At 57.1% G+C, this 24528-nt stretch carries 29 protein-coding genes; 14 read left to right on the plus strand and 15 right to left on the minus strand.

Annotated elements, in window-relative coordinates; translation table 11 throughout:
- Window positions 1-259 precede the first annotated feature (259 nt).
- The 4 genes from GR198_RS07065 to GR198_RS07080 all read right to left on the minus strand — a co-directional run bounded on the left by GR198_RS07065 (window position 260) and on the right by GR198_RS07080 (window position 3000).
- Window positions 260-634 (minus strand): phasin family protein, encoded by a 375-nt coding sequence (locus tag GR198_RS07065; RefSeq protein WP_029873148.1) that lies wholly within the window; start codon window positions 632-634, stop codon window positions 260-262.
- A 274-nt stretch (window positions 635-908) separates the two neighbouring features.
- Window positions 909-1112 carry a DUF3126 family protein gene (locus GR198_RS35705; RefSeq protein ID WP_003539277.1) on the minus strand — a complete coding sequence of 68 codons (204 nt, stop codon included), beginning with the start codon at window positions 1110-1112 and terminating at the stop codon, window positions 909-911.
- A gap of 140 nt (window positions 1113-1252) precedes the next feature.
- On the minus strand, window positions 1253-2086 hold the full coding sequence (gene cysE, locus GR198_RS07075; RefSeq protein ID WP_017960263.1) for a serine O-acetyltransferase: 834 nt from the start codon (window positions 2084-2086) through the stop codon (window positions 1253-1255).
- Window positions 2087-2214: 128 nt separating this feature from the next.
- Complete coding sequence (locus tag GR198_RS07080; protein ID WP_138329648.1) at window positions 2215-3000, minus strand: alpha/beta fold hydrolase; 786 nt, start codon at window positions 2998-3000, stop codon at window positions 2215-2217.
- A 158-nt stretch (window positions 3001-3158) separates the two neighbouring features.
- Here GR198_RS07080 and GR198_RS07085 point away from each other — a divergent pair, with 158 nt between their 5' ends.
- Together GR198_RS07085 and GR198_RS07090 are read left to right on the plus strand one after the other, a co-directional pair.
- Window positions 3159-3404: a zinc-finger domain-containing protein gene (locus GR198_RS07085; RefSeq protein ID WP_003539274.1), complete on the plus strand. Its 246-nt coding sequence runs from the start codon at window positions 3159-3161 to the stop codon at window positions 3402-3404.
- Between the two features lie 27 nt (window positions 3405-3431).
- Window positions 3432-4586: an FAD-dependent monooxygenase gene (locus GR198_RS07090; protein WP_164023742.1), complete on the plus strand. Its 1155-nt coding sequence runs from the start codon at window positions 3432-3434 to the stop codon at window positions 4584-4586.
- A 31-nt stretch (window positions 4587-4617) separates the two neighbouring features.
- On the opposite strand, the gene GR198_RS07095 is transcribed toward GR198_RS07090, so the two are convergent.
- Window positions 4618-5808 carry a cystathionine beta-lyase gene (locus GR198_RS07095; protein ID WP_164023741.1) on the minus strand — a complete coding sequence of 397 codons (1191 nt, stop codon included), beginning with the start codon at window positions 5806-5808 and terminating at the stop codon, window positions 4618-4620.
- Window positions 5809-6168: 360 nt separating this feature from the next.
- Between GR198_RS07095 and GR198_RS07100 the strand changes: the two genes are divergently transcribed.
- The 4 genes from GR198_RS07100 to GR198_RS07115 all read left to right on the plus strand — a co-directional run bounded on the left by GR198_RS07100 (window position 6169) and on the right by GR198_RS07115 (window position 10466).
- Complete coding sequence (locus GR198_RS07100; RefSeq protein ID WP_003559026.1) at window positions 6169-7194, plus strand: amino acid ABC transporter substrate-binding protein; 1026 nt, start codon at window positions 6169-6171, stop codon at window positions 7192-7194.
- Window positions 7195-7298: 104 nt separating this feature from the next.
- Window positions 7299-8501 carry an amino acid ABC transporter permease gene (locus tag GR198_RS07105; protein WP_164068050.1) on the plus strand — a complete coding sequence of 401 codons (1203 nt, stop codon included), beginning with the start codon at window positions 7299-7301 and terminating at the stop codon, window positions 8499-8501.
- A 1-nt stretch (window position 8502) separates the two neighbouring features.
- Window positions 8503-9657 carry an amino acid ABC transporter permease gene (locus GR198_RS07110; RefSeq protein ID WP_138329657.1) on the plus strand — a complete coding sequence of 385 codons (1155 nt, stop codon included), beginning with the start codon at window positions 8503-8505 and terminating at the stop codon, window positions 9655-9657.
- Between the two features lie 35 nt (window positions 9658-9692).
- Window positions 9693-10466: an amino acid ABC transporter ATP-binding protein gene (locus GR198_RS07115; protein WP_012757299.1), complete on the plus strand. Its 774-nt coding sequence runs from the start codon at window positions 9693-9695 to the stop codon at window positions 10464-10466.
- Between the two features lie 63 nt (window positions 10467-10529).
- On the opposite strand, the gene GR198_RS07120 is transcribed toward GR198_RS07115, so the two are convergent.
- Window positions 10530-11135, minus strand: coding sequence for a hypothetical protein (locus tag GR198_RS07120; protein ID WP_246711053.1), 606 nt, complete (start codon window positions 11133-11135; stop codon window positions 10530-10532).
- A gap of 469 nt (window positions 11136-11604) precedes the next feature.
- On the opposite strand from GR198_RS07120, the gene GR198_RS07125 reads away from it, so the two are divergent.
- On the plus strand, window positions 11605-12054 hold the full coding sequence (locus GR198_RS07125) for a DUF3597 domain-containing protein (RefSeq protein WP_164068054.1): 450 nt from the start codon (window positions 11605-11607) through the stop codon (window positions 12052-12054).
- 159 nt (window positions 12055-12213) lie between these two features.
- Entirely contained in the window at window positions 12214-12525 is a 312-nt protein-coding gene (locus tag GR198_RS07130) for a hypothetical protein (protein WP_029873139.1), read from the plus strand.
- Between the two features lie 188 nt (window positions 12526-12713).
- Here GR198_RS07130 and GR198_RS07135 read toward each other — a convergent pair whose 3' ends face one another.
- Both GR198_RS07135 and GR198_RS07140 read right to left on the minus strand, forming a co-directional pair.
- Window positions 12714-12893 carry a hypothetical protein gene (locus GR198_RS07135; protein ID WP_003539245.1) on the minus strand — a complete coding sequence of 60 codons (180 nt, stop codon included), beginning with the start codon at window positions 12891-12893 and terminating at the stop codon, window positions 12714-12716.
- A gap of 166 nt (window positions 12894-13059) precedes the next feature.
- A complete protein-coding gene (locus tag GR198_RS07140) occupies window positions 13060-13260 on the minus strand; it encodes a hypothetical protein (RefSeq protein WP_155248937.1) in 201 nt (66 codons plus the stop codon).
- Window positions 13261-13301: 41 nt separating this feature from the next.
- On the opposite strand from GR198_RS07140, the gene GR198_RS07145 reads away from it, so the two are divergent.
- Window positions 13302-13592, plus strand: coding sequence for a DUF982 domain-containing protein (locus tag GR198_RS07145; RefSeq protein ID WP_011651794.1), 291 nt, complete (start codon window positions 13302-13304; stop codon window positions 13590-13592).
- Between the two features lie 83 nt (window positions 13593-13675).
- Here GR198_RS07145 and GR198_RS07150 read toward each other — a convergent pair whose 3' ends face one another.
- Window positions 13676-14515: an isocitrate lyase/PEP mutase family protein gene (locus GR198_RS07150; protein WP_164045618.1), complete on the minus strand. Its 840-nt coding sequence runs from the start codon at window positions 14513-14515 to the stop codon at window positions 13676-13678.
- A 750-nt stretch (window positions 14516-15265) separates the two neighbouring features.
- Window positions 15266-15844 carry a helix-turn-helix domain-containing protein gene (locus GR198_RS07155; RefSeq protein ID WP_130827684.1) on the minus strand — a complete coding sequence of 193 codons (579 nt, stop codon included), beginning with the start codon at window positions 15842-15844 and terminating at the stop codon, window positions 15266-15268.
- Between the two features lie 65 nt (window positions 15845-15909).
- Here GR198_RS07155 and GR198_RS07160 point away from each other — a divergent pair, with 65 nt between their 5' ends.
- The 4 genes from GR198_RS07160 to GR198_RS07175 all read left to right on the plus strand — a co-directional run bounded on the left by GR198_RS07160 (window position 15910) and on the right by GR198_RS07175 (window position 19670).
- Window positions 15910-16209: a hypothetical protein gene (locus GR198_RS07160; RefSeq protein ID WP_164068056.1), complete on the plus strand. Its 300-nt coding sequence runs from the start codon at window positions 15910-15912 to the stop codon at window positions 16207-16209.
- 18 nt (window positions 16210-16227) lie between these two features.
- Entirely contained in the window at window positions 16228-18216 is a 1989-nt protein-coding gene (locus GR198_RS07165) for an AAA family ATPase (RefSeq protein WP_164068058.1), read from the plus strand.
- Window positions 18217-18429: 213 nt separating this feature from the next.
- Window positions 18430-19242 carry a metallophosphoesterase gene (locus GR198_RS07170; protein ID WP_164068060.1) on the plus strand — a complete coding sequence of 271 codons (813 nt, stop codon included), beginning with the start codon at window positions 18430-18432 and terminating at the stop codon, window positions 19240-19242.
- Window positions 19243-19355: 113 nt separating this feature from the next.
- Complete coding sequence (locus GR198_RS07175) at window positions 19356-19670, plus strand: hypothetical protein (protein ID WP_164068062.1); 315 nt, start codon at window positions 19356-19358, stop codon at window positions 19668-19670.
- A gap of 230 nt (window positions 19671-19900) precedes the next feature.
- Here GR198_RS07175 and GR198_RS07180 read toward each other — a convergent pair whose 3' ends face one another.
- Window positions 19901-20794, minus strand: a complete 894-nt coding sequence (locus GR198_RS07180) for a hypothetical protein (protein ID WP_246711054.1) — start codon at window positions 20792-20794, stop codon at window positions 19901-19903.
- 548 nt (window positions 20795-21342) lie between these two features.
- On the opposite strand from GR198_RS07180, the gene GR198_RS07185 reads away from it, so the two are divergent.
- On the plus strand, window positions 21343-21669 hold the full coding sequence (locus GR198_RS07185) for a hypothetical protein (protein WP_164068064.1): 327 nt from the start codon (window positions 21343-21345) through the stop codon (window positions 21667-21669).
- Between the two features lie 143 nt (window positions 21670-21812).
- Here GR198_RS07185 and GR198_RS07190 read toward each other — a convergent pair whose 3' ends face one another.
- The 4 genes from GR198_RS07190 to GR198_RS07205 all read right to left on the minus strand — a co-directional run bounded on the left by GR198_RS07190 (window position 21813) and on the right by GR198_RS07205 (window position 24459).
- Window positions 21813-22274, minus strand: a complete 462-nt coding sequence (locus GR198_RS07190) for a hypothetical protein (RefSeq protein WP_164068066.1) — start codon at window positions 22272-22274, stop codon at window positions 21813-21815.
- Complete coding sequence (locus GR198_RS07195; RefSeq protein ID WP_164068068.1) at window positions 22249-22887, minus strand: protein kinase family protein; 639 nt, start codon at window positions 22885-22887, stop codon at window positions 22249-22251. The genes GR198_RS07190 and GR198_RS07195 overlap by 26 nt, the downstream gene beginning before the upstream one ends.
- Window positions 22888-22893: 6 nt before the next feature.
- Window positions 22894-23301 carry a DUF3010 family protein gene (locus tag GR198_RS07200; protein WP_164068070.1) on the minus strand — a complete coding sequence of 136 codons (408 nt, stop codon included), beginning with the start codon at window positions 23299-23301 and terminating at the stop codon, window positions 22894-22896.
- Between the two features lie 321 nt (window positions 23302-23622).
- The gene (locus GR198_RS07205) at window positions 23623-24459 is read right to left on the minus strand and encodes a carbon-nitrogen hydrolase family protein (protein WP_164068072.1); all 837 of its coding nucleotides are present in this window, start codon (window positions 24457-24459) and stop codon (window positions 23623-23625) included.
- Window positions 24460-24528: the final 69 nt, after the last annotated feature.

Below are 24528 nucleotides of genomic sequence, written 5' to 3' on the forward strand. Positions count from 1 at the left end.
GCAATCCGGCGGAGCATGGGAGGGTGCTTTTCCCGCCGAATATCTGAAACACTAACTTAGTTCATAATAGGCTGATTTTAAGCCCCCTGTCAGACACTGCAATCAAGAAATGGCCGGCATGCACGGGAAAGACCAAAAAAGTCCCCGGTCGATCCCATGCGGGCGCTGCAGCGAAAGTGGAAACAAAAAGACCGGCTACAGATGCGTAGCCGGTCTTCATTTTTCAATATGTAGCGCAGGTTGCGCCTTTGAAATCAGTTCAAGCAGCAGCAGCAGGCGTCGCCGCCGACACCGACTTGGCGGTCTTGACGACCGCAGCGGCGATCGGTGCCTCATAGGGCTTGTAGGCTGATTTGGCGAGATCGGCATACATCTCACTGAGCTTCGTCGTCTCGGAGACAAAGCCTTCAAAATACGCCTTGACGTAGCTCGTCTGCAGCTCGAAGGCAGCCTCGAAGCTCTTGACGCCGGCCAGCGTTTCGAAATGCGTCACCGCATCCTGAAAAGATTTCTTCGAATATTCAGTGGCTTCGGTGGCGATTGCCTGAAAGCCCTTGGACGTGTCGGTATAGGTCTTCAGGGCCGTGTCGACGGCTTCCTTGCTCTTCTTGTTGGCGTCTTCAAAGTTGAACATGAGCCATCCTCCGTTGGGCTGTTGGTGGCCGCAGGGTAGCTGCAATGCACAAATAGTCAAGTAGTCTTGTGCGTTGCAAAACATCCAAAGGTTGCATTACAAAAAGATAACCAAGGCAGCGCGCCGGGGCACGTACGTCTTTAACTGATTTTGCTAAAATATATCAGAATGCCGCAACCGGAAGTTTTGAATAAATTCTCGTTGCGAATCGAAAAAACGAAAAAAGGACCGAACGGATCGCGCCGTTCGGTCCTTTTGAAGCTTTCGAACGCGATCAGAGATCGACGTCGAGGATCGCCATCGAAAAGTTGTAGGAGCGGTCGCCGTCCTCGTCATCGATATAGACGACACCCAGAAATTCTTCGCCGAGATAGACTTCCGCAGAATCATCCTTGCGCGGACGCGCCTTGACGATCATCTGCGGATTGAACATGCGCTTGAAATAGGCGTCGAGCTTCTTGATTTCTTCTGGCTTCACTCTGTCATCTCCGTAAGCGGTCTTGATTGGCCGCTTCTTGCACAGGAAATGCAGCGGTGTAAAGGCAAGGTTGCCGTTTGCTCATGGCCCTCCCCGCTCGGATCCCGCCGACTTTTCCTATCCTTGTTTCCAACGGGCGCTCAGATATCGGCGCCGATCACCTGGTCCATGTTGCGCGACGGCTCGGAACAACCGGCCTCGCCGACGACCTTGGCCGGCACACCCGCGACTGTCTTTTTGGGCGGTACCGCCTTCAGGACAACGGAGCCGGCGGCGACGCGTGAGCAATAGCCGATCTCGATATTGCCGAGGATCTTGGCACCGGCGCCGATCATGACGCCGGAGCCGATCTTTGGATGGCGGTCGGCGCCCTCCTTGCCGGTGCCGCCGAGTGTGACGCCGTGCAGGATCGAGACGTTGTCGCCGATGACGGCCGTCTCGCCGACGACGAGGCCGGTGGCATGATCCAGGAAGATGCCCTTTCCGATACGGGCGGCCGGGTTGATGTCGGTCTGGAAGACGCTGGAGGAGCGGCTCTGTAGATAGAGCGCAAAATCACGCCGGCCGCGGTTCAGCAGCCAATGGGCGAGACGATGCGTCTGCAGCGCATGGAAGCCCTTGAAATAAAGCACCGCCTCCATGAAGCGCAGGCAGGCGGGATCGCGGTCATAGATCGCCTGGATATCGACGCGCAGGATGGAGCTCCAGTCCGGCCAGTCGAGGAGCATTTCTTCGAAGGTCTGGCGAAGCAGGTTCGCCTGCATGTCGGGGTGATCGAGACGTTCGCAGATGCGGTGGATGACGCATTCCTCGAGCGAATGGTAGTTGATCACGGTCGAATAGAGGAAGGCGGCGAGAACCGGGTCCCGTTCGGCGGCGAGCCGGGCTTCCTCGCGCAGGCTGTCCCAGATGGGATCCATCACCTTCACCGGATGGCCTGTGTCAAAAGCACGGATGTCAGTCTTTGCGACCATCGCCGCTCTCCTCGTTGCCGGAAGGAATGCCGTTTTCGGAATGCCGATATATAGAGGAAAACGCCAATAACATAAATGGGTGCCGTCGCCATGGTTTTTTAGCATGGTTTTTCGGCATCACGATGTTGTCAGCGATGGGCAACCCTTGCGTAGAAGGCCAGAACCGCCTGCTTGAAAACCCTGTCGCCGACGGCGAGCATATGATCGCGGCCCGGAATATCGAGCGCTTCGGCATTTTGCATCAGCGCCGCCAATTCCTGCGGCGAGCCGGCGATATCATCCTTGGTGCCGACGCCGATCAGCGTCGGCATATCGAGCTTGGCCATATCGGAGCGGGCGACGAGATCGCGCGAGCCGCGGATGCAATCGGCAAGAGCGACGCGGTCGCTCTTCGTCTGCTCGGCGAAGGCGCGGAACATGCGGCCGCGGGCATGCGTCACCGCCTCCAGCGAGGGAGCGAGCAGTGCATCGGCAATCGGGTCCCAGTCGCCGACGCCGTCGGTCATGCCGATGCCGAGGCCACCGAGCACCAGCGAACGGACGCGATGCGGATTGGCAAGCGCGGCGAAGACGGAAATGCGCGCGCCCATCGAATAGCCCATGACATTGGCTTCGGGGATGCCGAGATGATCGAGCAAGGCGATCGCATCGCCGGCCATGACCCAGGGACGATAGGCTTCGGCATCATGCGGCTTGTCGCTTGCGCCGTGGCCGCGATTGTCCATGGCAATCACCCGGTAGCCGGCATCACCAAGCGTCTTCAGCCAGCCCGGATGCACCCAGTTGACGTTTGCGGTCGAGGCAAAGCCGTGGATCAACAACACGGGCACACCGGCCGGATCGCCCTCATCGAAGAAGGCGAGTTGCAGTCCGTCATGGGTGAAGCTCGAAAATGTGGGCGTATTCAGGTTCATCGGGCCTTCCTTTTTGGCGCGACCATAGTCGAGCGGCCCTTCATCGTGAAGCCAAAAACTGTGGCTAAAAACTGTGCCTGGCGCGGCGGTTTGGCTCTACACATTTGCGGCGAAGGCTTATAAGGTTCGCGCACATTTCAAAGCATTCGGAGAGCGACATGGCCGGCCACAACATTCCCCACTTCCAGAACGACGGCGGTCACCGCGTTATCGAAGTCGGCGTCAAGGAATTCATGTGCACCGGCGCTTCGGCTCCCTTCGATCATCCGCATATCTTCATCGACATGGGCGACGACAACGAGAAGGTCTGTTCCTACTGCTCGACGCTCTATCGCTTCAATTCCGCGCTCAAGCCCAGCCAGACCAATCCGGCCGGTTGCGTTTTCCACGTGAAGGCGGCGTAGTCAGTCCAGATCCGGACCGAACGGACAATGCCGATCGAACATGCCGCCATCATCGGCGCCGGGATATCAGGGCTGACCGCTGCCCTTGCGCTTTCGCGCCGGGGTATCAGCTCGGAGATCTTCGAGCAGGCGGGCGAACTCACCGATATCGGCGCCGGATTGCAGGTTTCGCCGAACGCTTCCCGCATCCTTGCCGAACTCGGTATCCTTGAAGGCCTGTCAAAGGTCTGGCTCGAGCCGGAAGCGATCCGGCTGATATCGGGTGGGTCGCTCCGCCAGCTCGCGGCGGTGCCGGCCGGCAAATTCGCGCGGGAACGCTGGGGCGCACCCTACGGCGTCCTGCACCGCACCACATTGCAGAAAGCCCTTTTGGCTGCGGTTGCGGACGATCCGCTCTGCCGGCTTCACCTTGGCGTGCGGATAGATTCGACCCTACCGCCTTTCGAGCGGGCGGCCGATGTCGTGATCGGCGCCGACGGCGTCTGGTCGAAGCTGCGGCAATCCGTTCCGGGCAGCCCCTCGCCGCGCTTTTCCGGCAATATCGCCTACCGCTTTACCATTGCCGAGAACGAGGCGCCCGCGTTCCTCGACCGGGCAAGCGTTTCGGCTTTTCTCGGCGGTTCGGCGCATCTCGTCTGCTATCCGCTGAGGGAAAGCGGCAGCTTCAACATGGTGGCGATCACCGCCGGCAATATCGCGCCGCAGGCTTGGCAAAGCGAAGCGACGGCCGAGCAGCGGGCGCAGCTGCGGGCGCGCCTTTCCGGCTGGAACGCCGCGATCGTCTCTCTGCTCGACAGAAATAGGAAGCTGACGTTCTGGCCGTTGTTCGAAACCACATCAGGCGCATGGCAGGACGGCCGAAAGACGGTACTGATCGGCGACGCCGCGCATGCGATGATGCCTTTTGCCGGACAGGGAGCAGCGATGGCGATCGAAGACGCCTACGAACTGACGGCGTTTCTTTCGAATAGCCCCGTGGCGGAAGCGCTGGCGCGTTTCGAAAGACACCGGGCGCCGCGCATTGCGAGGCTTCGCCAGCGTGGCGCCTTCAACCGGTTCGCCTATCATGCGAAAGGGCCGATCCGGATCGGCCGCGATCTCGTGCTCGGCCTCAAGCCGCCGCTAAGCCTGGCGGCTGATCTCGACTGGATCTACGGCTATCGGGCTGCAGATCTGCCTTGAGGTTTCACAAGCGACGACAAAGCCTGTCTGATCAGACCGCGCTTGCCGCCGCAAAACCCCGTTCGATATCGGCCTTCAGATCGACCACGTCCTCGATGCCGATCTGCAGGCGGATGACTGGACCATCCGTGGGCGCCTTGGCGACCTTGCGATCGTTGAGATAGGCATGCAAGGCGAGGCTTTCAAAGCCACCCCAGGAATAGCCGAGACCGAAAATCCTCAGCGCATCGAGGAAGGCATGCGCCTTTGCTCTGGACTTCTCGGGACCGTCGGCGGCCAGCACGAAGGAAAAGATGCCGCTGGCGCCTTTGAAATCGCGCTTCCAGAGATGATGAGAGGGAAAACTCGGCAGGGCCGGATGCAGCACGCGGGCGACATCCTCCCTGCCCTCCAGCCATTTCGCGATATCAAGCGCGCTTTCATAATGCCGCTCGAGGCGCAGGCCCATGGTGCGCAATCCGCGCAGGATCTGATAGGCATCATCGGGTGCGCCGCAGATGCCGAGCACACCGTTTGCCTCCTTCAGCCGCTCCCAGTGCTCGGCATTGGCCGAAACCGTTCCGAGCAGGATGTCGGAATGGCCGGACGGATATTTCGTCGATGCGTGGATCGAGATGTCGACGCCGTGATCGAGTGGCCTGAAATAGATCGGCGTCGCCCAGGTATTGTCCATCATGACGACGGCGCCGTGGCGGTGCGCAACTGCCGAGATCGCCGGAATATCCTGCATCTCGAAGGTGTTGGAGCCGGGAGCCTCGGTGTGGACGAGCTTCGTGTTCGGCCGGAACAGCGTCTCGATGCCGGCGCCGATCTCCGGATGGTAATATTCCACCTCGACGCCGAGGCGCTTCAGCATCGTGTCGCAGAAATGGCGCGTCGGGCCATAGACCGAATCGACCACCAGCGCATGATCGCCGGCAGCGACGAAACCCAGAAACGGAATGGTGACGGCCGCAAGGCCCGACGGCACAAGGATCGTTCCGGCCGAGCCTTCGAGCGCGTCGATCGCCTCGCAGAGCGCATCCGTCGTCGGGGTGCCGCGCGTCCCGTAAGTGTATTTCTGCGTGCGCGTCTCCATCGCCCGCGCGTTCGGAAACAGCACCGTCGAGGCATGCACGACCGGCGGATTGATGAAGCCGTGATAATCGAAGGGGTCGTTGCCGATATGGGTCAGGCGGGTGTTGATGCCGGCATTCTGCAGCAAGCTGTCTTTGTCTTTCATGTCGGGGATAGCCTTTGGCAAGGGTCGCGAAGCCAGACTTTTGGACGCCCGGCCGTTTCGGGTCAACCCCTTGAAGATCGGTTGCAGGAGACGATCCGAAATGATGGAAATTTCGATTTTCGCGTTATTTTTCCGCAACCGGACGCCTATTTCCTAATCAACCGCCCATGAATGCAGCGCCATCTGCCAAAATGTTGCATTTCGCCGCAATTATTGAGCGCGACACTTGACCATAGTGACATTTGCGACTGTGATAGACCCACTCGCGCCGGGAGGGTGTCGAGACAATGGGGAGGCGGCACGGATTGTCGGCACGCACTCCCCACAAGAAAAGATAAGACAACGGAAAAGGTTGGGAAAATGAAAAATAAGCTCCTGTCCGCCGCTATCGGCGCAGCAGTTTTGGCAGTTGGCGCCTCGGCCGCCTCCGCCACCACTCTCTCAGACGTCAAGGCAAAGGGTTTCGTTCAGTGCGGCGTCAATACCGGCCTTACCGGCTTTGCCGCACCTGACGCTTCCGGCAATTGGGCCGGCTTCGACGTCGACTTCTGCAAGGCCGTCGCTTCGGCCGTGTTCGGCGACCCCACCAAGGTCAAGTACACGCCGACAAATGCGAAGGAACGCTTCACCGCCCTGCAGTCCGGTGAAATCGACGTCCTCTCGCGCAACACGACCTGGACGATCAATCGCGACACCGCACTCGGCTTCAACTTCCGTCCCGTCACCTATTATGACGGCCAGGGCTTCATGGTGCGCAAGGGCCTGAACGTGAAGTCGGCTCTCGAACTCTCCGGCGCCGCAATCTGCGTGCAGTCGGGCACGACCACGGAACTGAACCTCGCCGATTACTTCAAGACGAACAATCTGCAGTACAATCCGGTCGTCTTCGAAAATCTTCCTGAGGTCAACGCGGCCTACGACGCCGGTCGTTGCGACGTTTATACGACCGACCAGTCCGGTCTCTATTCGTTGCGTCTGACGCTGAAGAATCCCGACGAACACGTCATCCTTCCTGAGATCATCTCCAAGGAGCCGCTTGGCCCGGCCGTCCGTCAGGGTGATGATCAGTGGTTCGATATCGTTTCCTGGACGGCTTATGCGCTGATCAATGCCGAAGAGTTCGGCATCACCCAGGCAAATGTCGACGAGATGAAGAACTCGCCGAACCCTGACATCAAGCGCTTCCTCGGCAGCGAGACTGACACCAAGATCGGCACCGATCTCGGCCTGACCAATGATTGGGCAGCCAACGTCATCAAGGGCGTCGGCAATTATGGCGAAATCTTCGAGCGCAACATCGGCCAGGGCAGCCCGCTCAAGATCGCACGCGGCTTGAATGCTCTGTGGAACAAGGGCGGCATCCAGTACGCACCGCCGGTTCGTTAATCGAGCACTGGCAATGAAATACCGGGAAGGCGGCCAAGCCGCCTTCCCGCTTCCAAAAAGTTAAAAAGAAAGCCCGAAAACGGGCACAAGGGGATTGGCGCGGCATGACGCATGAGGCTGTGGATAAGACACCTTTGCATGGCACCGGCTGGAGTTTCCAGTCGGCAATGTACGACCCGAAATATCGGAGTATATTTTACCAGGTCCTAACAATCGTTATTCTCGTGGGCTTTGTGTGGTGGGTGGCCCACAACACAGCCGTGAACCTTGCGCGCAGCAATACGGCATCGGGTTTCGGCTTTCTTCGCGGCCGCGCCGGTTTCGAAATTGGCCAGTCGCTGATCAGCTTTTCGAGTGACTCGACTTATGCGCGCGCACTTCTCGTCGGCATTCTGAATACCTTGCTGGTGGCGGTGACCGGTATCTTCACGGCGACCATCATCGGCTTTCTGATCGGGATCGGCCGGCTGTCGCGCAATTGGCTGATTGCCAAGCTCTGCACGGTCTATGTCGAGGTTTTCCGCAACATTCCGCCGCTGCTCGTCATCTTTTTCTGGTATCTCGGTGTTCTCTCCGTCTTGCCGCAGCCGCGCGAGTCGGTGGGCCTGCCGTTCAACATGTTCCTCAACAACAGAGGACTAGCCTTCCCGAAGGCGATCTTCGAGACAGGCATGATAGCGGTCGGCATCGCCCTGCTGATTGCGATTGTCGCCACCATCATCATCGCGCGTTGGGCTCACAAACGCCAAGCCGCAACCGGCCAGCCGTTCCACACCGTATGGACGGCGATCGCGCTGATCGTCGGCTTGCCATTGCTGGTCTTCGTTGTGTCCGGCTTTCCGCTCACCTTCGACCTTCCGGTTGCCGGAAAATTCAACCTCACGGGCGGCTCCGTCGTCGGCCCCGAATTCATGTCGCTGTTTCTCGCTCTGTCCTTCTATACCGCCTCGTTCATCGCCGAGATCGTTCGCGGCGGCATTCGCGGCGTTCCAAAGGGGCAATCCGAAGCAGCCGGCGCGCTGGGGCTGCATCCGTCGAGCGTGACGAGACTTGTCGTGGTGCCGCAGGCGCTGCGCATCATCATCCCGCCGCTGACGAGCCAGTACCTGAACCTGACTAAGAACTCCTCACTCGCCATCGCGATCGGTTTCTCGGATCTCGTTGCCGTCGGTGGCACGATCCTCAATCAGAGCGGTCAAGCGATCGAGATCGTCTGCATCTGGGGTATCGTCTATCTCAGCTTGAGCATTCTCACGTCGCTGTTCATGAATTGGTTCAATGCCAAGATGGCACTGGTGGAGAGATAAGATGTCGGTCGCCGATAAACCCTTTGTCAGAACGTCCATCCTTGCCGCCGAACCGCCGCCGCCCGGAGAGAGGGGAGCCGTCGCCTGGATCCGCCGTAATCTCCTGGCAACTCCGAAGGACGTGATCCTGACGATTCTCGCTCTTGCGCTCATCGCATGGGCCGTGCCGCATCTCGTCAACTGGCTGTTCATCCAGGCCGTATGGTCGGGGCCGGACCGCACATTCTGCGCGACGACGATCCAGGGCGGCATCCAGCCCGACGGCTGGAGTGGTGCATGCTGGGCTTTCATCAGCGCCAAGTACGATCAGTTTATCTTCGGCCGCTATCCGCTCGGTGAGCGTTGGAGGCCGGCGATCGTCGGGATCCTGTTCATTCTGCTGCTGGTTCCGATGTTGATCCCGTCGGCGCCGCGCAAGGGCCTGAACGCCATTCTTCTGTTCGCCGTCCTGCCGGTCATCGCCTTCTGGCTTCTTCACGGTGGCTTCGGCCTCGAAGTGGTGGAGACTCCGCTCTGGGGCGGGTTGATGGTGACGCTCGTCCTGTCCTTTGTCGGTATTGCCGTCTCCCTACCCGTCGGCATTCTGCTTGCGCTGGGACGCCGCTCGAAGATGCCCGTCATCCGGATGCTCTGCGTTACCTTCATCGAGGTCATTCGAGGCGTTCCGCTGATCACCGTTCTGTTCATGGCAAGTGTCATGCTGCCGCTCTTCCTTCCGACAGGCTGGAACGTGGACAAATTGCTTCGGGCGCTGATCGGTGTGTCGATCTTCACGTCGGCCTATATGGCTGAAGTGATCCGCGGCGGCCTTCAGGCGATCCCGAAGGGACAGTTCGAAGGCGCCGATTCACTCGGCCTCGGCTATTGGCAGAAGACCCGGCTGATCATCATGCCGCAGGCCATCAAGCTGGTCATCCCGAGCATTGTGAACACCTTCATCGGAACGTTCAAGGACACGTCGCTGGTCACCATTATCGGCATGTTCGATCTGCTCGGCATCGTCAAGCTGAACTTCTCCGATGCCAATTGGGCAAGCGCCGTCACGCCGATCACGGGCCTGATCTTCGCCGGCTTCATCTTCTGGCTGTTCTGCTTCGGCATGTCGCGCTATTCAGGTTTCATGGAACGCCATCTCGATACCGGCCACAAACGATAAGAACGCTACAACGATAAGAATGAGGGAAAATAGTCATGGCTGAAGCTCCAGCGAAAAAGCTCACCGTTTCCGCAACGGAAGTGGCGGTCGAGATCGTCAACATGAACAAATGGTACGGCGATTTCCACGTGCTGCGCGACATCAACCTGAAGGTCATGCGCGGCGAGCGCATCGTCATTGCCGGCCCGTCGGGTTCGGGCAAGTCGACGATGATCCGCTGCATCAACCGCCTTGAAGAGCATCAGAAAGGCAAGATCGTCGTCGACGGCACCGAACTCACCAACGATCTGAAAAAGATCGACGAGGTGCGGCGCGAAGTCGGCATGGTGTTCCAGCACTTCAACCTCTTCCCGCATCTGACGATCCTCGAAAACTGCACGCTGGCGCCAATTTGGGTCCGCAAGATGCCGAAGAAGCAGGCCGAAGAAGTGGCCATGCACTTCCTGAAGCGGGTCAAGATCCCGGAGCAGGCCAACAAATATCCGGGCCAGCTCTCCGGCGGCCAGCAGCAGCGCGTGGCGATCGCGCGTTCGCTATGCATGAACCCGAAGATCATGCTGTTCGACGAGCCGACCTCGGCGCTCGATCCCGAAATGATCAAGGAAGTGCTCGACACCATGGTGGGTCTTGCCGAGGAAGGCATGACCATGCTCTGCGTCACGCATGAAATGGGCTTTGCCCGCCAGGTCGCCAACCGTGTCATCTTCATGGACCAGGGCCAGATCGTCGAGCAGAATTCGCCGGCCGAGTTCTTCGACAATCCGCAGCACGAACGCACCAAGCTGTTCCTCAGCCAGATCCTGCACTGAAGCAGGGAGCTGAAGCTTTTAAAGGACCCGCCGCACCTTCCGGTTCGGCGGGTCCTTTCACGTTCAGCGAGAGGCTGTCGCCTGCAGCAGACTGCAGAGACCGGCAAGACCGGAATCACCGCCGGAGGCGGAGATATCGGCGCAACGGACGAGCATCTTGCGCTGCTCATTGACAGGCCTTGCCTGGAAGGCCTCCAGGGTGCGGATCTGGGACGCGCTGAGGCTGCGCTCGCCCGCGGGTCTGCCGCTGCTGCCTGCCCCATCTACCCTGCCGATGGCGAGATCGGCATCGACGCCATTACCGCCGCCAACCGAGGCCGTGGCGTTGGCATCGATTCCATCGGAACCGCCGGTGCGTGCATTGAGATCGGCATTGACGCCGCGCCCGCCACCGATTCTGGCGTTGACACCGGCATCGATGCCCCGGCCACCGCCGGCATTGGCGGTCGCATCGGCATTGACGCCGTTCGAGCCACCAACGGAAGCATTGGCATCGGCGCTGATGCCGCTCCCGCCGCCAATTGAAGCCCCGACATCGGCGCTGACGGCATTGCCTGCATTCACCGACACACCGACATCGATCGCACGCGCATCGCTTGCCGGCACGGCAAGGAGGGCGCAGGTGGATGCGAGCACTGCAAAGGAGAGTCTATTGTGGTTATGGGTCATGTTTTCCTCCGTTTCCATTCCGCCGAACGATCTGCCCGGCAGTCGAAAATCGAGGAACGCGCGTACCTTCGATCGATCGGACGCCTGCAACTTCAGGACGTCCATGGCAAGGCAACGTGAAGAGATGACGAATGTTTCACGACAGGGCGCGGCAAGTCGGTTCTGCGGCGTATAATGATGTTTCGCGGTTAGTGAATTCCGAATCGCTCGACCGACTGTGCCATAAGCGGGCATGTCTGCTGACAGTCGGAGGGTTGCTCAAGTATTCCCTCCGATGGCGCCAGCAATCTTCAGCCGGCGGCGAATAATCCGATCGCAGCTTTCCTTGAGATCGACCACAGCTATCGCGGGCATTAGCTTTTCCATCAGCGATTGAACATACTAAAAATAACTCCCTTTCCGCCTGGATATATCAGGCGGGAAGTCCATGTTTCAGCATGTTCTCATCTGATGGAACTGGAGGTTTAGAATGGGCATTTTCGACAAGATCAAACATGCAATCTTCGGAGAGGCGAAAGCAGCCGAACCCGTTGCTACCGGCGCGCCGAAGACAGAGACGGCGCAAGCGCCTGCCTCACCGTCGGCAGCCCCCAGTCCGGCGCCTGCGGCCCCTGCCCCGCAGAGCAAGCCGGTCCCCACGGCCACCGCACCAGGCACAGCTACAGTGGATATCGTCCCGATCCTCGACGCGGCGGTAAAGAAGAGCGGTCAGAAACTCGATTGGCGCCGCTCGATCGTAGACCTGATGAAAGCCGTCGGGATGGATGCGAGCCTGACCGAGCGCAAGGAACTTGCCGCTGAACTCGGCTATACCGGCGACACCAACGATTCCGCAAAAATGAACATGTGGCTGCACAAGGCACTGATGAAGCGGCTTTCGGAAAACGGCGGCAAGGTGCCGGCCGACCTCCTGGATTGATCGATGACGCATCGCTGCCGCTATTCTGTGGCGGCAGCGATGCGGGTAACATCTCGGGCAAGGGGACGCCGAAACAAGGCGTCCCCTTGCCCGCAGGTGCTGGAACCAATAACGTTTCGCTCGATACTTCGATAATCGATCAGGGGAGAATTAAGTCCAATGAGATTGATGGCAGTCGTTGGTGTTGCACTCAGCCTGGCCTGTATATCGGCCGCAGAATCTCCTTCAAACTATCAATCCTACAGCGGCATTCGGGTCGATACCGACCCGGTCCTCCTGGCTCGATACGACAAGGCGCTCCAACGCTGCGTGCCGGAGGCAAGCTCATGGCGACGAGGCTCGCCGGACCCGCGAAGCCTGCACTACAACGCGGCTCTCAGAAATTGCCTCTATAGGCGCAGCTTCGTCGACAGGGGCGTCTACGCCTACCCCATCCCCCAGGTCTACTTCGATCATTTCCTGGATCGCTGAGAAGAGCCGAGCCCTTCAGAGGCCTATCTAACAAAAAACCCGCCAAACTTGGCGGGTCTGTCTTCAATCGCGATGCTGCCGCTACCGCATAATTCCTTAAAACCGAATCGATTTACGGACAAAATTATGCAGCAGTTCAAAGTGCTGCAGCGTCCTTTGCGCGTCTCAAAAGACGCGCGACGCTGTCGTCAGCGTTTGCCGCCAGCTGGTGGCCGGCCCTTGCCCGCCGGGCGGTTGCCGCTTCCGGACGCTGTCTTGGCGTCATTGCCCTGACCGAAGTTGGTGCCGCCGAGATGGCCACCGCCGCTGGTATTGGCAACCTGGCGCTGCGCTTTGCGCAACAGTGCCTCTGCATTGGTCTTGCTCATGAAATTCTCCTCAATGGCTGGAAAACCCAGCCGGAATGCCGGCACTGACTTCCGCGGTCAAAGACCGAAGGCATATCAGGCAGCGACGATGTGCGTTTGCTGGAGGCTTGCGTCGATCAAAGACTTGCCTGCATTCATGACGATTCCCCCTCAACCGGCATGACAATCACCCTCCGGCGGCTGCCGGACGGCGCAGAAATCGATTTTGAAAGGAAAGATCAGCCGGGACGCCAGAGCGCAAACCAAGCTCGACAAGCAATTTCGATAGATGAATCAATATGACGGCAATGTGTTTAAAACAAGTTCCCGGCTTCCTGCCTGGAGAAGCGTTGCCGACTGCTTTTGCCGATTCATAGAAGATAATCATCCTGCGGCGTCAGTTGGAACGCTTCTTGCAGAGTTACTAATATGTTTATGATGCAAGGACCAAATGTCATGAATCGGTACACATCGCATCAGTTTCCCGCGCTGAGGATCCTCATGAGCGGCCAGGAAAAATACAGCGTCGTCAGAACCCTCGGCGACGCAGCCACCATGCTCATTTCCGAATGGCCGGGTGATGACGGCGAGGAGTATGTCGTGGCGGTGAGGACATGCCTCGACGCCATCCGCGGAACCACGCCCCCGGGCGCCGCGCGGGAAGCGCTGATGAGAGCGGCTGATGAAGCCGGCATCCGCTACCTCTCGGTCGTTCACTGAGGTCGCTCGAGCAGATTCCAGAGAAGAATTTGCGGAAACGCTCGAGCAGTGCAAATCCGCCGCGACTTTCGCTTCTGCCCAGCTCATAGCCTGTCCTGGCGTTTCTCCCGTGACATCAGTTGGCTAACCACTGCAGCAGAGAGCGCGCCGTCGGCATACTCAAACGTACCGGCTGTTTTGACCTCCATAGCGGCGCGCATCAACGCACCCAGCGCGGCCCGCGCGAAAGAGCCGCCGACACTCACGCGGCGCACGCCGACGCTCGACAGTTCGGCAACAGAGTATTTTCGCCCTTTCAAACCCATGACCACGTTGACTGGCTTGTCCACGGCTGCACAAACGGTTCTGATTGCTTCGATATCAGGCAAGCCGGGTGCGTAAAGCACGTCCGCTCCGGCGGCCGAGAATGCTTGCAGCCGTTCGATGGTGTCGTCCAGATCGGGTCTCTCCCAAAGATAATTCTCCGCCCGCGCCGTGAGAAGAAAAGGCAGACCGCGCGCAGCCTCTGCTGCAGCATGGATGCGTTCGACGGCTTGCGACAGCTCGTAGATCGGGGCAGCAGGATTGCCTGTTGCGTCTTCGATCGATCCGCCGACAAGTCCGATTTCATAGGCCAAGCGGATGGTTTCCGCACAGGTTTCTGGCGACGTGCCGAAGCCATCTTCAAGATCAGCAGAGACAGGAAGATCAGCAGCGCCAACGATCTCGGCAGCGTTCTCAAGAACCTCATCCCGTCCAAGGCTCGCGAATGAATCCAACTTGCCTTTGGAAAAGGCGTAACCCGCGCTGGTGGTTGCGAGCGCCTCGAAGCCAAGACTTGCGAGAAGGCGAGCCGAACCGGCGTCCCACGGGTTCGGGATGACAAAGGCACTGTCCCCCTGGTGAAGTGCCTTCAGTCGCTCGAACTTGGCCCATTGATCCATAAATGCCCCCTCGCGGTCACTGAAGGTGAGACTAGCACCACGGGAACGAAATGTGAACACGCGCCGCGAACTTGCTTTGGAGAGAATAGCGACGATGGCTCTTGGGGCGCCTTTCCATAAGTCTCAAGCTCCTGGACCGGGCATCAGTCCGCAGCAGAGGCCGAAACCAGCTATTACCCGTGTCTTCGGTATGGACACTTGAAATGGTGGCGACCCATAGCGGACGAAAATCTGAACCCTGATAAGTATTGGAATATATTGATTAATTCCAGATAATTTCGGAGGCGAACTTTCTCGCCCAAGGGGACAGTGGATTTCTTGACCTCGTTGGAGCCACGAGAGCCGTCGGCCTTATGATTCTAAATTCTTTGGTCTCTGCGGAGGCGCTACTGCAAAAGGACATGGATCAGCTTGATCAGGAGAGATGCTGCAGCTAAAGGCTTTAGCTCGTGTCTGAATCAGCAGATGCGTTTAACCGAAAGAGCCAAGTGGCGGACGGATTGATGCGGGGCAACCCAAGTCAATATGATCGATCTTTCTTAAGTCGATCAGCCCGATGTTCGTCGTCTCATAGCTATACCGGCTTGGAGGCGCACCCCCTGCTTCCACCTCCGCCTCTCGCCGAGGATTGACACGCCGCCTTCGAAAAGCACATCGCGTAACCGCCGGAGCCCGGAGCCGCCTGCTCGGGGAATCTGCGAAGCTTGCCGCTCTCGACACGGTAATCACACGAGGTTAACGCCTAGTCTGTTAATATTGCCGCACCCGAAACCGGACTCCTGCCCCGAGGCCTTGCTCCTCCGGCAGGATTATAACGTGACGCTGTTCAAGTGTGTTGCGCAACATCCGAATGGCATGTTCGGGAGGCCTTTTGAGTAGTCCACGTTCAATGCGAGCAATCGTATCTCTTCCGATGCCAGACACTTCGGCCATTTCGTCGAGGGACAAGTCCAGCAAGGCTCGCGCGTGACGCAACATATTGCCCCACTCTGAAGCGTTCGGTTGATCAAACCGCACGCCTTCGCCGAAACTTTCACTGGCGTCCAAAAACCTGATCCCTTTTCCCTCAAGTGCAGTGCGCAATTGCAATAACGTGCGCGGGTCGGGGCGCTTTCTTTCGGGGTCTTCCAGCAATTTCAGAACGCTTCGCGTCACCCTAGCCCGTATCGCCAAAGCTAGCTGACTCTCGCCCGACATCGAACGAGCCGCGCGTATTTGTGCAGGAGTGACATAGAGCACCATGATAGCGAAAGAAAAGGAACAACAAAGAATGTCAACATATCCGCCTTGTGTAGCTTTAATGGACTTTTCTTTGCGTTTTGACTCCATTTGTAGCTCGAATCACTATAGATGGTTAGGAAAGTCGAGTTTAATGCGAATCAAAAGGAACCCTTATGAACGACAAATGGCTTGGAACCCCGCCCTTCGTGATCCTCCCGCGACTGAGGTCGCTCCTCGCTGATCTCGAACAACTTGCCGTGCCCGGCAGCCACCCAGTACCCAATGAGCTTGTCAACATCCGGAATTGCCTTGTCGCGAGCCGCGCGGTGCCCTGCTTGATGGGCGAGATGAGCGGGCATCCGTCTATCAAGGACGGTCCCGGGATCACCTCCGAGCTGTTTTACCTCGACAGGGAGCAGCGGCTTGGAAGGACGTTGAGCCGTTGGTATCGGTTCGACGAAGGCCTCATCTGATCCGGGTGGAGAATATCGATGGACACGGCCTTTAGGGACAACCTCGACGAATACATTAGCAAACTTCAGCGGATCGCGATCCAGCTGAACGGATTGCGATCTGCCCGCCCCTTCAGGGCTCGTCGCGAAGGTGCAGCACTCGCGATGAAGTCTGCCCGCCTTTTCTTGGCTTATTGTGCATTAGTGAGCCTGGTTCGCCGAAATATCGAGCCGATCTGTAATCCATTTTGCGTTGGGCTTGTCGTGGTACCGGCCGAATGGCACCTGAAAGATATCCAGGAGGCGGCGAAAATCATCTTCAAAGATGAGAAAGTTCGCTTCTGTCTGCATCCGGCTTCTAAGAGCAGGCGCGGCTGGGAGATCGACCCTGCTGAGCATCTCACATCGGGCAGATTGATCGTCTTCGTGACCGAGGGATCGACAATCCATGAGGATTTCGAACTCGCCGCAACGGTCCGTGACCGCCTCCACCTGTGTGATCCCCGCCACCTTCGAGCGCTTGGGAGGCTCCGGGGCTGCGGAGTCCTCTCCGACGAACAGGTTGCGGTAATAGCCGAACAGCCTTCAGAGAGGATGGAAGCCATCTTTCGGATTGGGCAACCGGCCGAGCGGGCGGCGATGCGGCTCCTGAAGGAAAGCAAGCAGCGCCTCCAATCGACCGAAGTCAAACGGCTGGATGTCTCCAAAGGCTTCGGTGAGGCTTCCACTTGGGCACTGGAGCTGAGGAAAGACCTCCAGGATTGGCATGACGGCAAGCTATCCTGGTCCGATGTCGACAAGGGGTGCTTGCTCTACGGTCCGCCAGGTACTGGAAAGACGAGGTTTGCAGCGGCCCTCGCCGCCGAATGCGAGATGCATCTGGTAGCCACGTCGATTTCAAAGTGGCAGAGTAGTGGGGATGGAGCACTGGGCGATATGCTCAAGGCAATGTACAGAACCTTCGCGTCTGCTAAGGAAAGTGCGCCGTGCCTCCTTTTTCTGGACGAGTTTGATTCGATTGGTGACCGAGCCAATTTCCCTTCGAGGCATTCTGACTACAGCACCCAGGTAGTAAACGGGTTACTCGAATGCCTCGATGGCATCGAAGGACGTGAGGGCGTGGTCGTCGTGGGGGCTTGCAATCACCCTCAACGAATTGACCCTGCGCTCATCAGGAGCGGCCGGTTGGAGAAGCGCGTTTACTTCCCCTTACCGAACGCGGTAGCGCGAGCCGAAATCCTCGCTTTCCATCTCCCGTCGCTCGCCGACCACGCTTCCTTGAAGGAAATCGCCGCCAGACTGCCCGGCAAGAGCGGTGCCGATCTGGAACGCCTGTCGCGGGATGCCCGTCGAATTGCGCGGCGGGAGCACCGGGACGTAACGATTGACGACCTTCGAGGGAAGATCGAGCCACTGCCTGTTTTGAATGAAGGTTACCAGCTGCACATCGCAATTCACGAAGCGGGTCATGCGCTTATCGCTCACGCATTGCGGGTTGGGAGAGTCGAGCGAGTTGAGGTGTTCGATAACGCCCGGAACTTCGCAACAGACATCGATGCGCACGGGATCACTGTTATCGAGCACCCAAGGCTACCCTTCAAAACTAAGGGGGAAATGATGAACCTGGTCGCCATGCACCTGGCCGGGGCGGCTGCGGAAGAAGTCTCTTACGGAGACCGGTCGACAATGGCTTCAGGTTCGAGCCAAAGCGACTTCGCGATGGCAACGGAACTCGCCGTCGAAATGATCACGAAATACGGCTTTGGTACGTCGCCCTACTATCTCCAAGGGTCCGTAAACACGAGCAACGCATCAGAGCTATGGCAGGATCGCAGGCTAAGAGCGGAGGTAGATGGCATCCTTCAAACCGAATACGCGCGGGCGAGAGACATGCTCAGTGGCCTTCGGCACACGCTGGTGATGTTCGCCACCGAGCTGGCCAAACACAAACGGCTGCAAGGAAATCAGCTGGAAAAGCTTTGGCCAGGAGCAACAACCTCAGACCAGACGGTGGCAAGGAAATGTTGAGCGGCCTTTTTCGTCTGCATTTCCTTTGGCAGAAGGAAACCTTCCTCTCACGGTGGCGCAGGCCGTGGCTTTCGACCTGAACGAACTGTGCCTGGCGATGCGCCCATGAAATCTGGCTGACGCCCAGCTCTCAGAAATCCTGAACCAGAAAAACTGCGGCGGAATACCGGCGCGTCATCCCCACACCTTTGCGTTCACGAAAGGAACGGCTAAGTGCGAGCTTGGATCATCAGTGACCTTCACTACTCCCCGATGGATGCTCTCGTGGGCGCTCCCCTTCGGATTCCGGATGCGGACATCTGCATCTGCGCAGGTGATATTTCGGAGAACGTCTCAAGGAGCATCGCTTACCTTCGGCGAGATATCGAGCCGCATATGCCCGTCGTCCTGGTCTTGGGAAATCACGATTATTACAACAGCAGCATTGAGTTTGCGCTGGAACGAGCACGCCGCGAGATTGAGGGCACCCATATTCATCTCCTCGAAAATCAAAGCATCGAATTGGCCGAATGTCGCTTCATCGGCGCGACGTTGTGGACGGACTTTGCGGTTTCCGTCGGAGACGATGAGCATGTTCCGCCGGAGGAACGGAGGACGAAAGCCTTCGGCTTGGTGCCGTACCTCATGGCAGACTTCGAATGTATTTTCCGATCCGACCCACGACCGCCCGGTGAAAACGGGCTGATTACAGTTCAGGAAATCCTTAAGCGCCACATCGTGAGCCGATCATTCATTGACCGCGAACTGGAAAAGCCATTTGCAGGCCGCACGTTCGTCGTGACGCATCATGCACCGCTCATTCAGAGCTTCGACGCTCGTTTCTACGGCGAGATAACCAATGCGGCATTCGGAAGTGATCTGTCCGACTTGATCGCGCGGCGGCGGCCATCGGTCTGGATTCACGGCCATATTCACAGAGCCCGCGATTACTTGGCTGGCGACACTCGAATTATTTGCAATCCTCGTGGCTACGGAGGCGAGCGTGAGATGAATGGATTTCGCTCCGATTTTGTCATCGATCTGTAGGATATGCTCAGCGGGACTGCCACACTTCGTCCGCACCGGCCTACTCATGCAATGGATCGCAAGGCCATCATGGATGTGTCCGCAAATCGAGGGTTTCGACGTGGATATAGATGTTGGACATGTCCGATTTGTGGTTCGAGGCATCTGATGGAGCAAGCATGGATCAAGAGAAGGCAACGCTCCTCGAATTCCGTCATTTGCTCGACGATGCACGAAATGCACGCCTGTTGGGAAGCGATCAGCCAATCCTCTCATTGGCGAAAGCGTTGCGCCAGGTCGATCACCTCGTTCGCGGGCGCACAGACGTAACCTTTCGCTTCAAAAAGATGGGTGGATGGCGAAGTCTACAGCCGGTTTGCTTCTTCCCGAACGGTCGAGATCGAATATTCAATGGTTGGGCCGCCCTCCTTAAGGGCGGCCATCGCTGAGATCATGGCGAAAGCTCGGGAAGAGTGCTTGGCGGATCGATGAGCATCTGTACCAGAGCGTTGACGAAGGTTCAGACTGGCAGGTATGCGCTGGTTTCCGATTTCTCCCTGTATCGCCTTTAGAATTGGGTCACTCATCGTACCGTGCCCTCCTTAGGTTGTAGACGCGCGGCCACCTTGCGAGAGGACCGTCGTCAATCGCCGTGGACGTGGGATAGAGATCAGACGAACTAAAGCTCAACGCCGTAATGCGCGGCAATGTGTTTCGCTTCAGTTTTATTATGCTTCACAATTGCGATGACAATCGCGACCAACGAGAAACATTCATCAACGTCTACCTTCGAGATGGCCTTGGAAGGTTCATTGTGGGCGATCCTATTCCGAAGGTCCTCGCATTTGGAGAACACGTTCTTGACGTCGCCCCATATTTTCACGTCGTTGAGCGCGATTTGCGTTCCAATCGCTTCTTTCACAACGATATCTAGCTTTTGCTTCAGCTTTTGTTCTGTTTTGATTACCGTGCTTTCGTCCCGGCCTTTATTGATCCGTAGGCGCTCTGATTCGATAAAGCTGTCCAATGCGGCGAAGTACCCGAAGAAGGCCTGTTTCATTTTGCCTTCACTTTCGAAAGACAAAGCCTCCGCGACGGCTTCTGCAGCATACCCCAGATCATGCCGACCAGGGACGAAGCCGACGATCTTGAATCGGAAAAGGACGTCCATATTCATCTCCATGGAAGAGCCTTGAAGAGTGCCGTGCACCACTGCGCGGCACGCAAAACGATCAACAGAGAGTATCCTCAGGTTCAAAATGCCAGCGTCACCTCGGGACACCGACCCGCTTGTCCATTTGAATAGGTCGTGATTCCAGTCGGCTTGATCTGGATGATCACTGCCGTACCCGTAATCGTGCAATTCCAATTCGTGTATGAACGTGAATTGGTCCGAGAAGCTGAACTCTTCCAACACAGGATAGTCTTTGTCTGTGAGGCCGCCGTACGAAACGAAATCGAAGTCTGGGAGTATTTCGGTGGATCGTTCGACCTCAAGAACGTGCGTCGCGCCCATCTCGAATGCAACCCGGAGCTTTGCGAGCGAAAGGCTTTTAAAAATCTTGTTCAACATGAATGCACCCATTCCGCATTGTCATTGATAACGCTCGTTTCTGCACGAAAAGGAGCCGCCCGTCATGTCATGGTAGCATCTATCGGCACTTTCCCTTGTTAGTCCAAATGCACGGTTCGAAGCGACTTCCCGAAGGTAGTGGATTAGTTCGTCTTATGTGTCGTCCGGGACGAACAGCAGTAGCTTCGATTGCGTTGCGGCAATCCCCTAAGTTCGCAATTTGCGGCGAATTGCATCGGAATAGCTGAGAAATTGCGACTGTATTTTTCACAGAATACTCAACGAGTTAAACCATTTAAAGTTGATAATCCTACGCGACATCCTAAACTGACACCGGCGAAACAAGTGCAGATACTCAGGCTAGTGGAATAGTGGTTCGAACACCCCGTTGGGCAGAAAAGGACTTTTCGGCGCGACGCTCTCTTGGAGATGCAGTCGCAACGCGGCCATGGAATTCGAAGCCTGGGTGCAGCCCGTCACAATAGCAACGCCCCACTTGCCAGGGCGACCTTGATCGCCCAGCATCCGGGAAATGCAGGAGTTTCAGGTTGGCCGAAATTAACATACCCGACTACGAAACGAGCGCCCTCAAGGCCATCGATGAACGCGAGTTAGACAGCCTAATCGACCAGGCGATACAGGAAGGGCAAACGGGGAACTTGTCTCGGCTTCCCCTATCGGCTGAACAACAGTTCATGGCAACGCTCGCCAATGCGGTGCTCCCCAAGTATCAAGGATGGGCTCTTCGGGAGGTCAGACGACGGACAGACGAACAAGAGAATCCGAACAAATTTCCTTTCGACTATGACAGCCTGCTTCCATGGATGGGCCGGATAAACCGCCTTGCGGAGGCAAAGGGTGGAGAATTATTTTGACGCTGTACCGGCTGATCCGGACCGCGTCGGTCTCGACATCAAGCTCGCCCACTTGGACACTCGCACGACGTAGCTGGGAGATTACCCGCACCGGTCCAGCGCCGATTGTCGAAGAGGACCGGGGATCGCCGACAGGGGTTTGATCACAGCATTTCAGCAATCTCGACGGCGTGGCGTAGGGATATCACTTTCTGACCGTGGTATTTTTTCCAACCATTTCCGCTATTCTTTTGAAGAAACCATCCGGCTTCGGTGTTCTCCACCTTGATAGACTTTTTTTCACGTGTCAGGAGGTAGCCGCCCTCTACACGCTTCCAGTCAAGCAGCCGAACCCTGAGATTGTTCAAGGCAGCCAAGAAGTCGGCAACGCTTTCGTGGCGTTTCGTGTGCTCCCTGTGCGTGGCCTTTCTCAAAAAAGTTCTCAATGCTGGCGGCACGTACGCTGGAAGGGTGTCAGTATCGATGACGCGGCCTGCCTTTATCTTTGCTTCAATAATCGCCGTGGCGAATAACTGGTCCTCCGGGGCCACAAGCCCTTCGTACTTTTTCTTCTGCTGGAGACTAAGCCAGTCGACTTCCTCATAGGAAAGTGCACCACCGAGCAATTGATACAGAACGACTCCGAGTTGATAGATATCGCTCGCTTTGAAGTGCTTCTTCGGTGACGACTTCCGGCGGGCGGTATATTAGTGAGTGCTGGGTGATGGTGTCACAAGCGCCGTTCCCGCCATAAGGCGCAACTGAGCCAAAATCTCCAATGACGAAAACGTCTCCATCGCAAAACACGTTTTGAGGTTTTAGGTCCCGGTGCACGTAGCCATTTGCGTGGAGAAAACTAGCTCCTGACGCGATGTCCATGACGACGTCGATAGCTTTCAAGACGCCGGTCTGTTCGGAGTTCAGCAGATGATCGAGATCGCCTCCTTCACAGTATTTGGTAGTAAAATAAGCGTAATCGCCGTTGACGGGTGCAGCGTGAAAAATCTTTAGAATGTTCTTATGATCGAGTTTGGCCAGCAGCTCCGGCTCTGCGTGATCCCCGTTCTCCCAATAATAGAATTTGATGGCAACGTCGCGCTTTAGGACCTTGTTCCGCCCAAAAACAACGTAACCCGAAGCGCCCTTCTCGCTATAGCCGTGAATTTCGTTCTGCTCAGCGAGGGTCAGGAGAGTGTCGTGCAGCTCACTCGGAAAGTTTTCTAGCTCAAACTGTTTCACGCTTGTCTACTTCACAAGCTTCCAAGCCGCCGCCAAATAGGCGTCAGTTTGGTATTTCAGAACCCCTTGGGGTATTGCCCCAACATTCGTCTTTCCAAAGGCACGCAGGGTGTTGCCGTGCACAAAGCTCACGTTCGCATGCGAGAGCTGGATCAATGCCTCTATTTTATACGTTATGCCCGAAGCTGCGGTTAGCCCGCCCCCAGTGCGTTCTTTGATGACGACCTGTTCCACGCCGTTTTCTTTAAAGAAACTTTCCGCTGCAGCCATAAATTGCCGCATCTGTGGAGCACTGTGCTCCTGGCTCAAGGCAAGCTTTTTTACCGGCTTACTACTGATCTGAGGCAGGCCGTCATGTTCCGTAACAATGACAAGCACGGCCGCGTTAGCTCTGATGTCAATACCACAGATCATGTAATTTTGTCCCTTCCTGAGCCGCAACCTCTCCAAACGACCGAATCACAAACATAGTATCAATTTCACGTTATGGTTGGTGAAAATCGGATGTTAAGTCAGAAAAACTCGGCGCTTGCTGTTTGCAATCTTGTGGGGCCAAACGAGTGGATAGCCAAAGCAGCTTATATCATAAGTTGTGCAATAGTGCTGTCGCTCGGGACACACGTCTCGCGGGGCCTGGAGGACTCGGGGCAGGCAAACGTTATCTGTTGTCGCAAAGGGCTATGAGACGCCGTCCAACGCGGGATTTTCATTGGAAGTCGTCGCTGTCCTTGCGCCTCAATATCCCTTTCTATTTATACTGCGATGATCGTTCACGATCTTCTCTCGGTAGATATCGCCCAACCTGGCGTTCTTCCGCCACGGACGCGCCTTTTGGAGCGGGATATCGTACAACGGATCATCCCGATTGATCTCTGCTATGGCAAAGCCCTGTTCGGGGGACGCAGGGCATCTCGCTGCCCAATTGCCGTCTGGACCAATAATGCAGGCGGGTCCCTTGTGGGCCTTTTGCACTTGCGGCGCACCGCTAATCCAGATGCAATTTAATCCCGCATGAGCCCGGAGTGCGATCTGATAATATTCGGGAATGCCCAGTGAGGAAAAAAGGACGCCATCGACCTGAAGGCGCTCATACTCGCTGAACACTTCGGGAAACTGCGACTCAATGCAGATCGCGCAGCCGAACCGATAGCCATCGACGTCGAATGTTATTGGTTCCGTTCCGGGCGTGTACCAACCGTCAAGTTCCGAGTTTGACAGAAACCTCTTGTCGTACCTCGTGAGCAGATTCCCGTTATCGGCGAAGACATACAGGCAGTTATGAGGCGGGTGGCCATCAGACAGCCGATGGGCTCCCCCGACAACAGCGAAGATGCCATGGCGGGAGCAAAGTTCAGCTATGGCCCGAAGCTCGGTTTCCTGCGATGCCCAGTCAAACGTTTTCCAATCTTCCTGCCTCACGATCTGAAACTTTCCATATCCGGACAGAGCGCCTTCGCAGAAGTTGATAAGCCGCACCCCCTCGCCCGCCGCGCTTGAAATCAGCGCACGAATGGCGTGTCCATTGTCGGCAATATTTGACGCAACAACTGTTTGTGCTGCAGCAATTTTCAAAGTCGACTCCCCTCCGTTGCCGACTCATATTCTTCACCGAATTAGGCGGCTGGGACACCCTTAATTGTA

This window comes from Rhizobium leguminosarum (assembly GCF_010668065.1).
Taxonomy (GTDB): Bacteria; Pseudomonadota; Alphaproteobacteria; order Rhizobiales; family Rhizobiaceae; genus Rhizobium; species Rhizobium leguminosarum_S.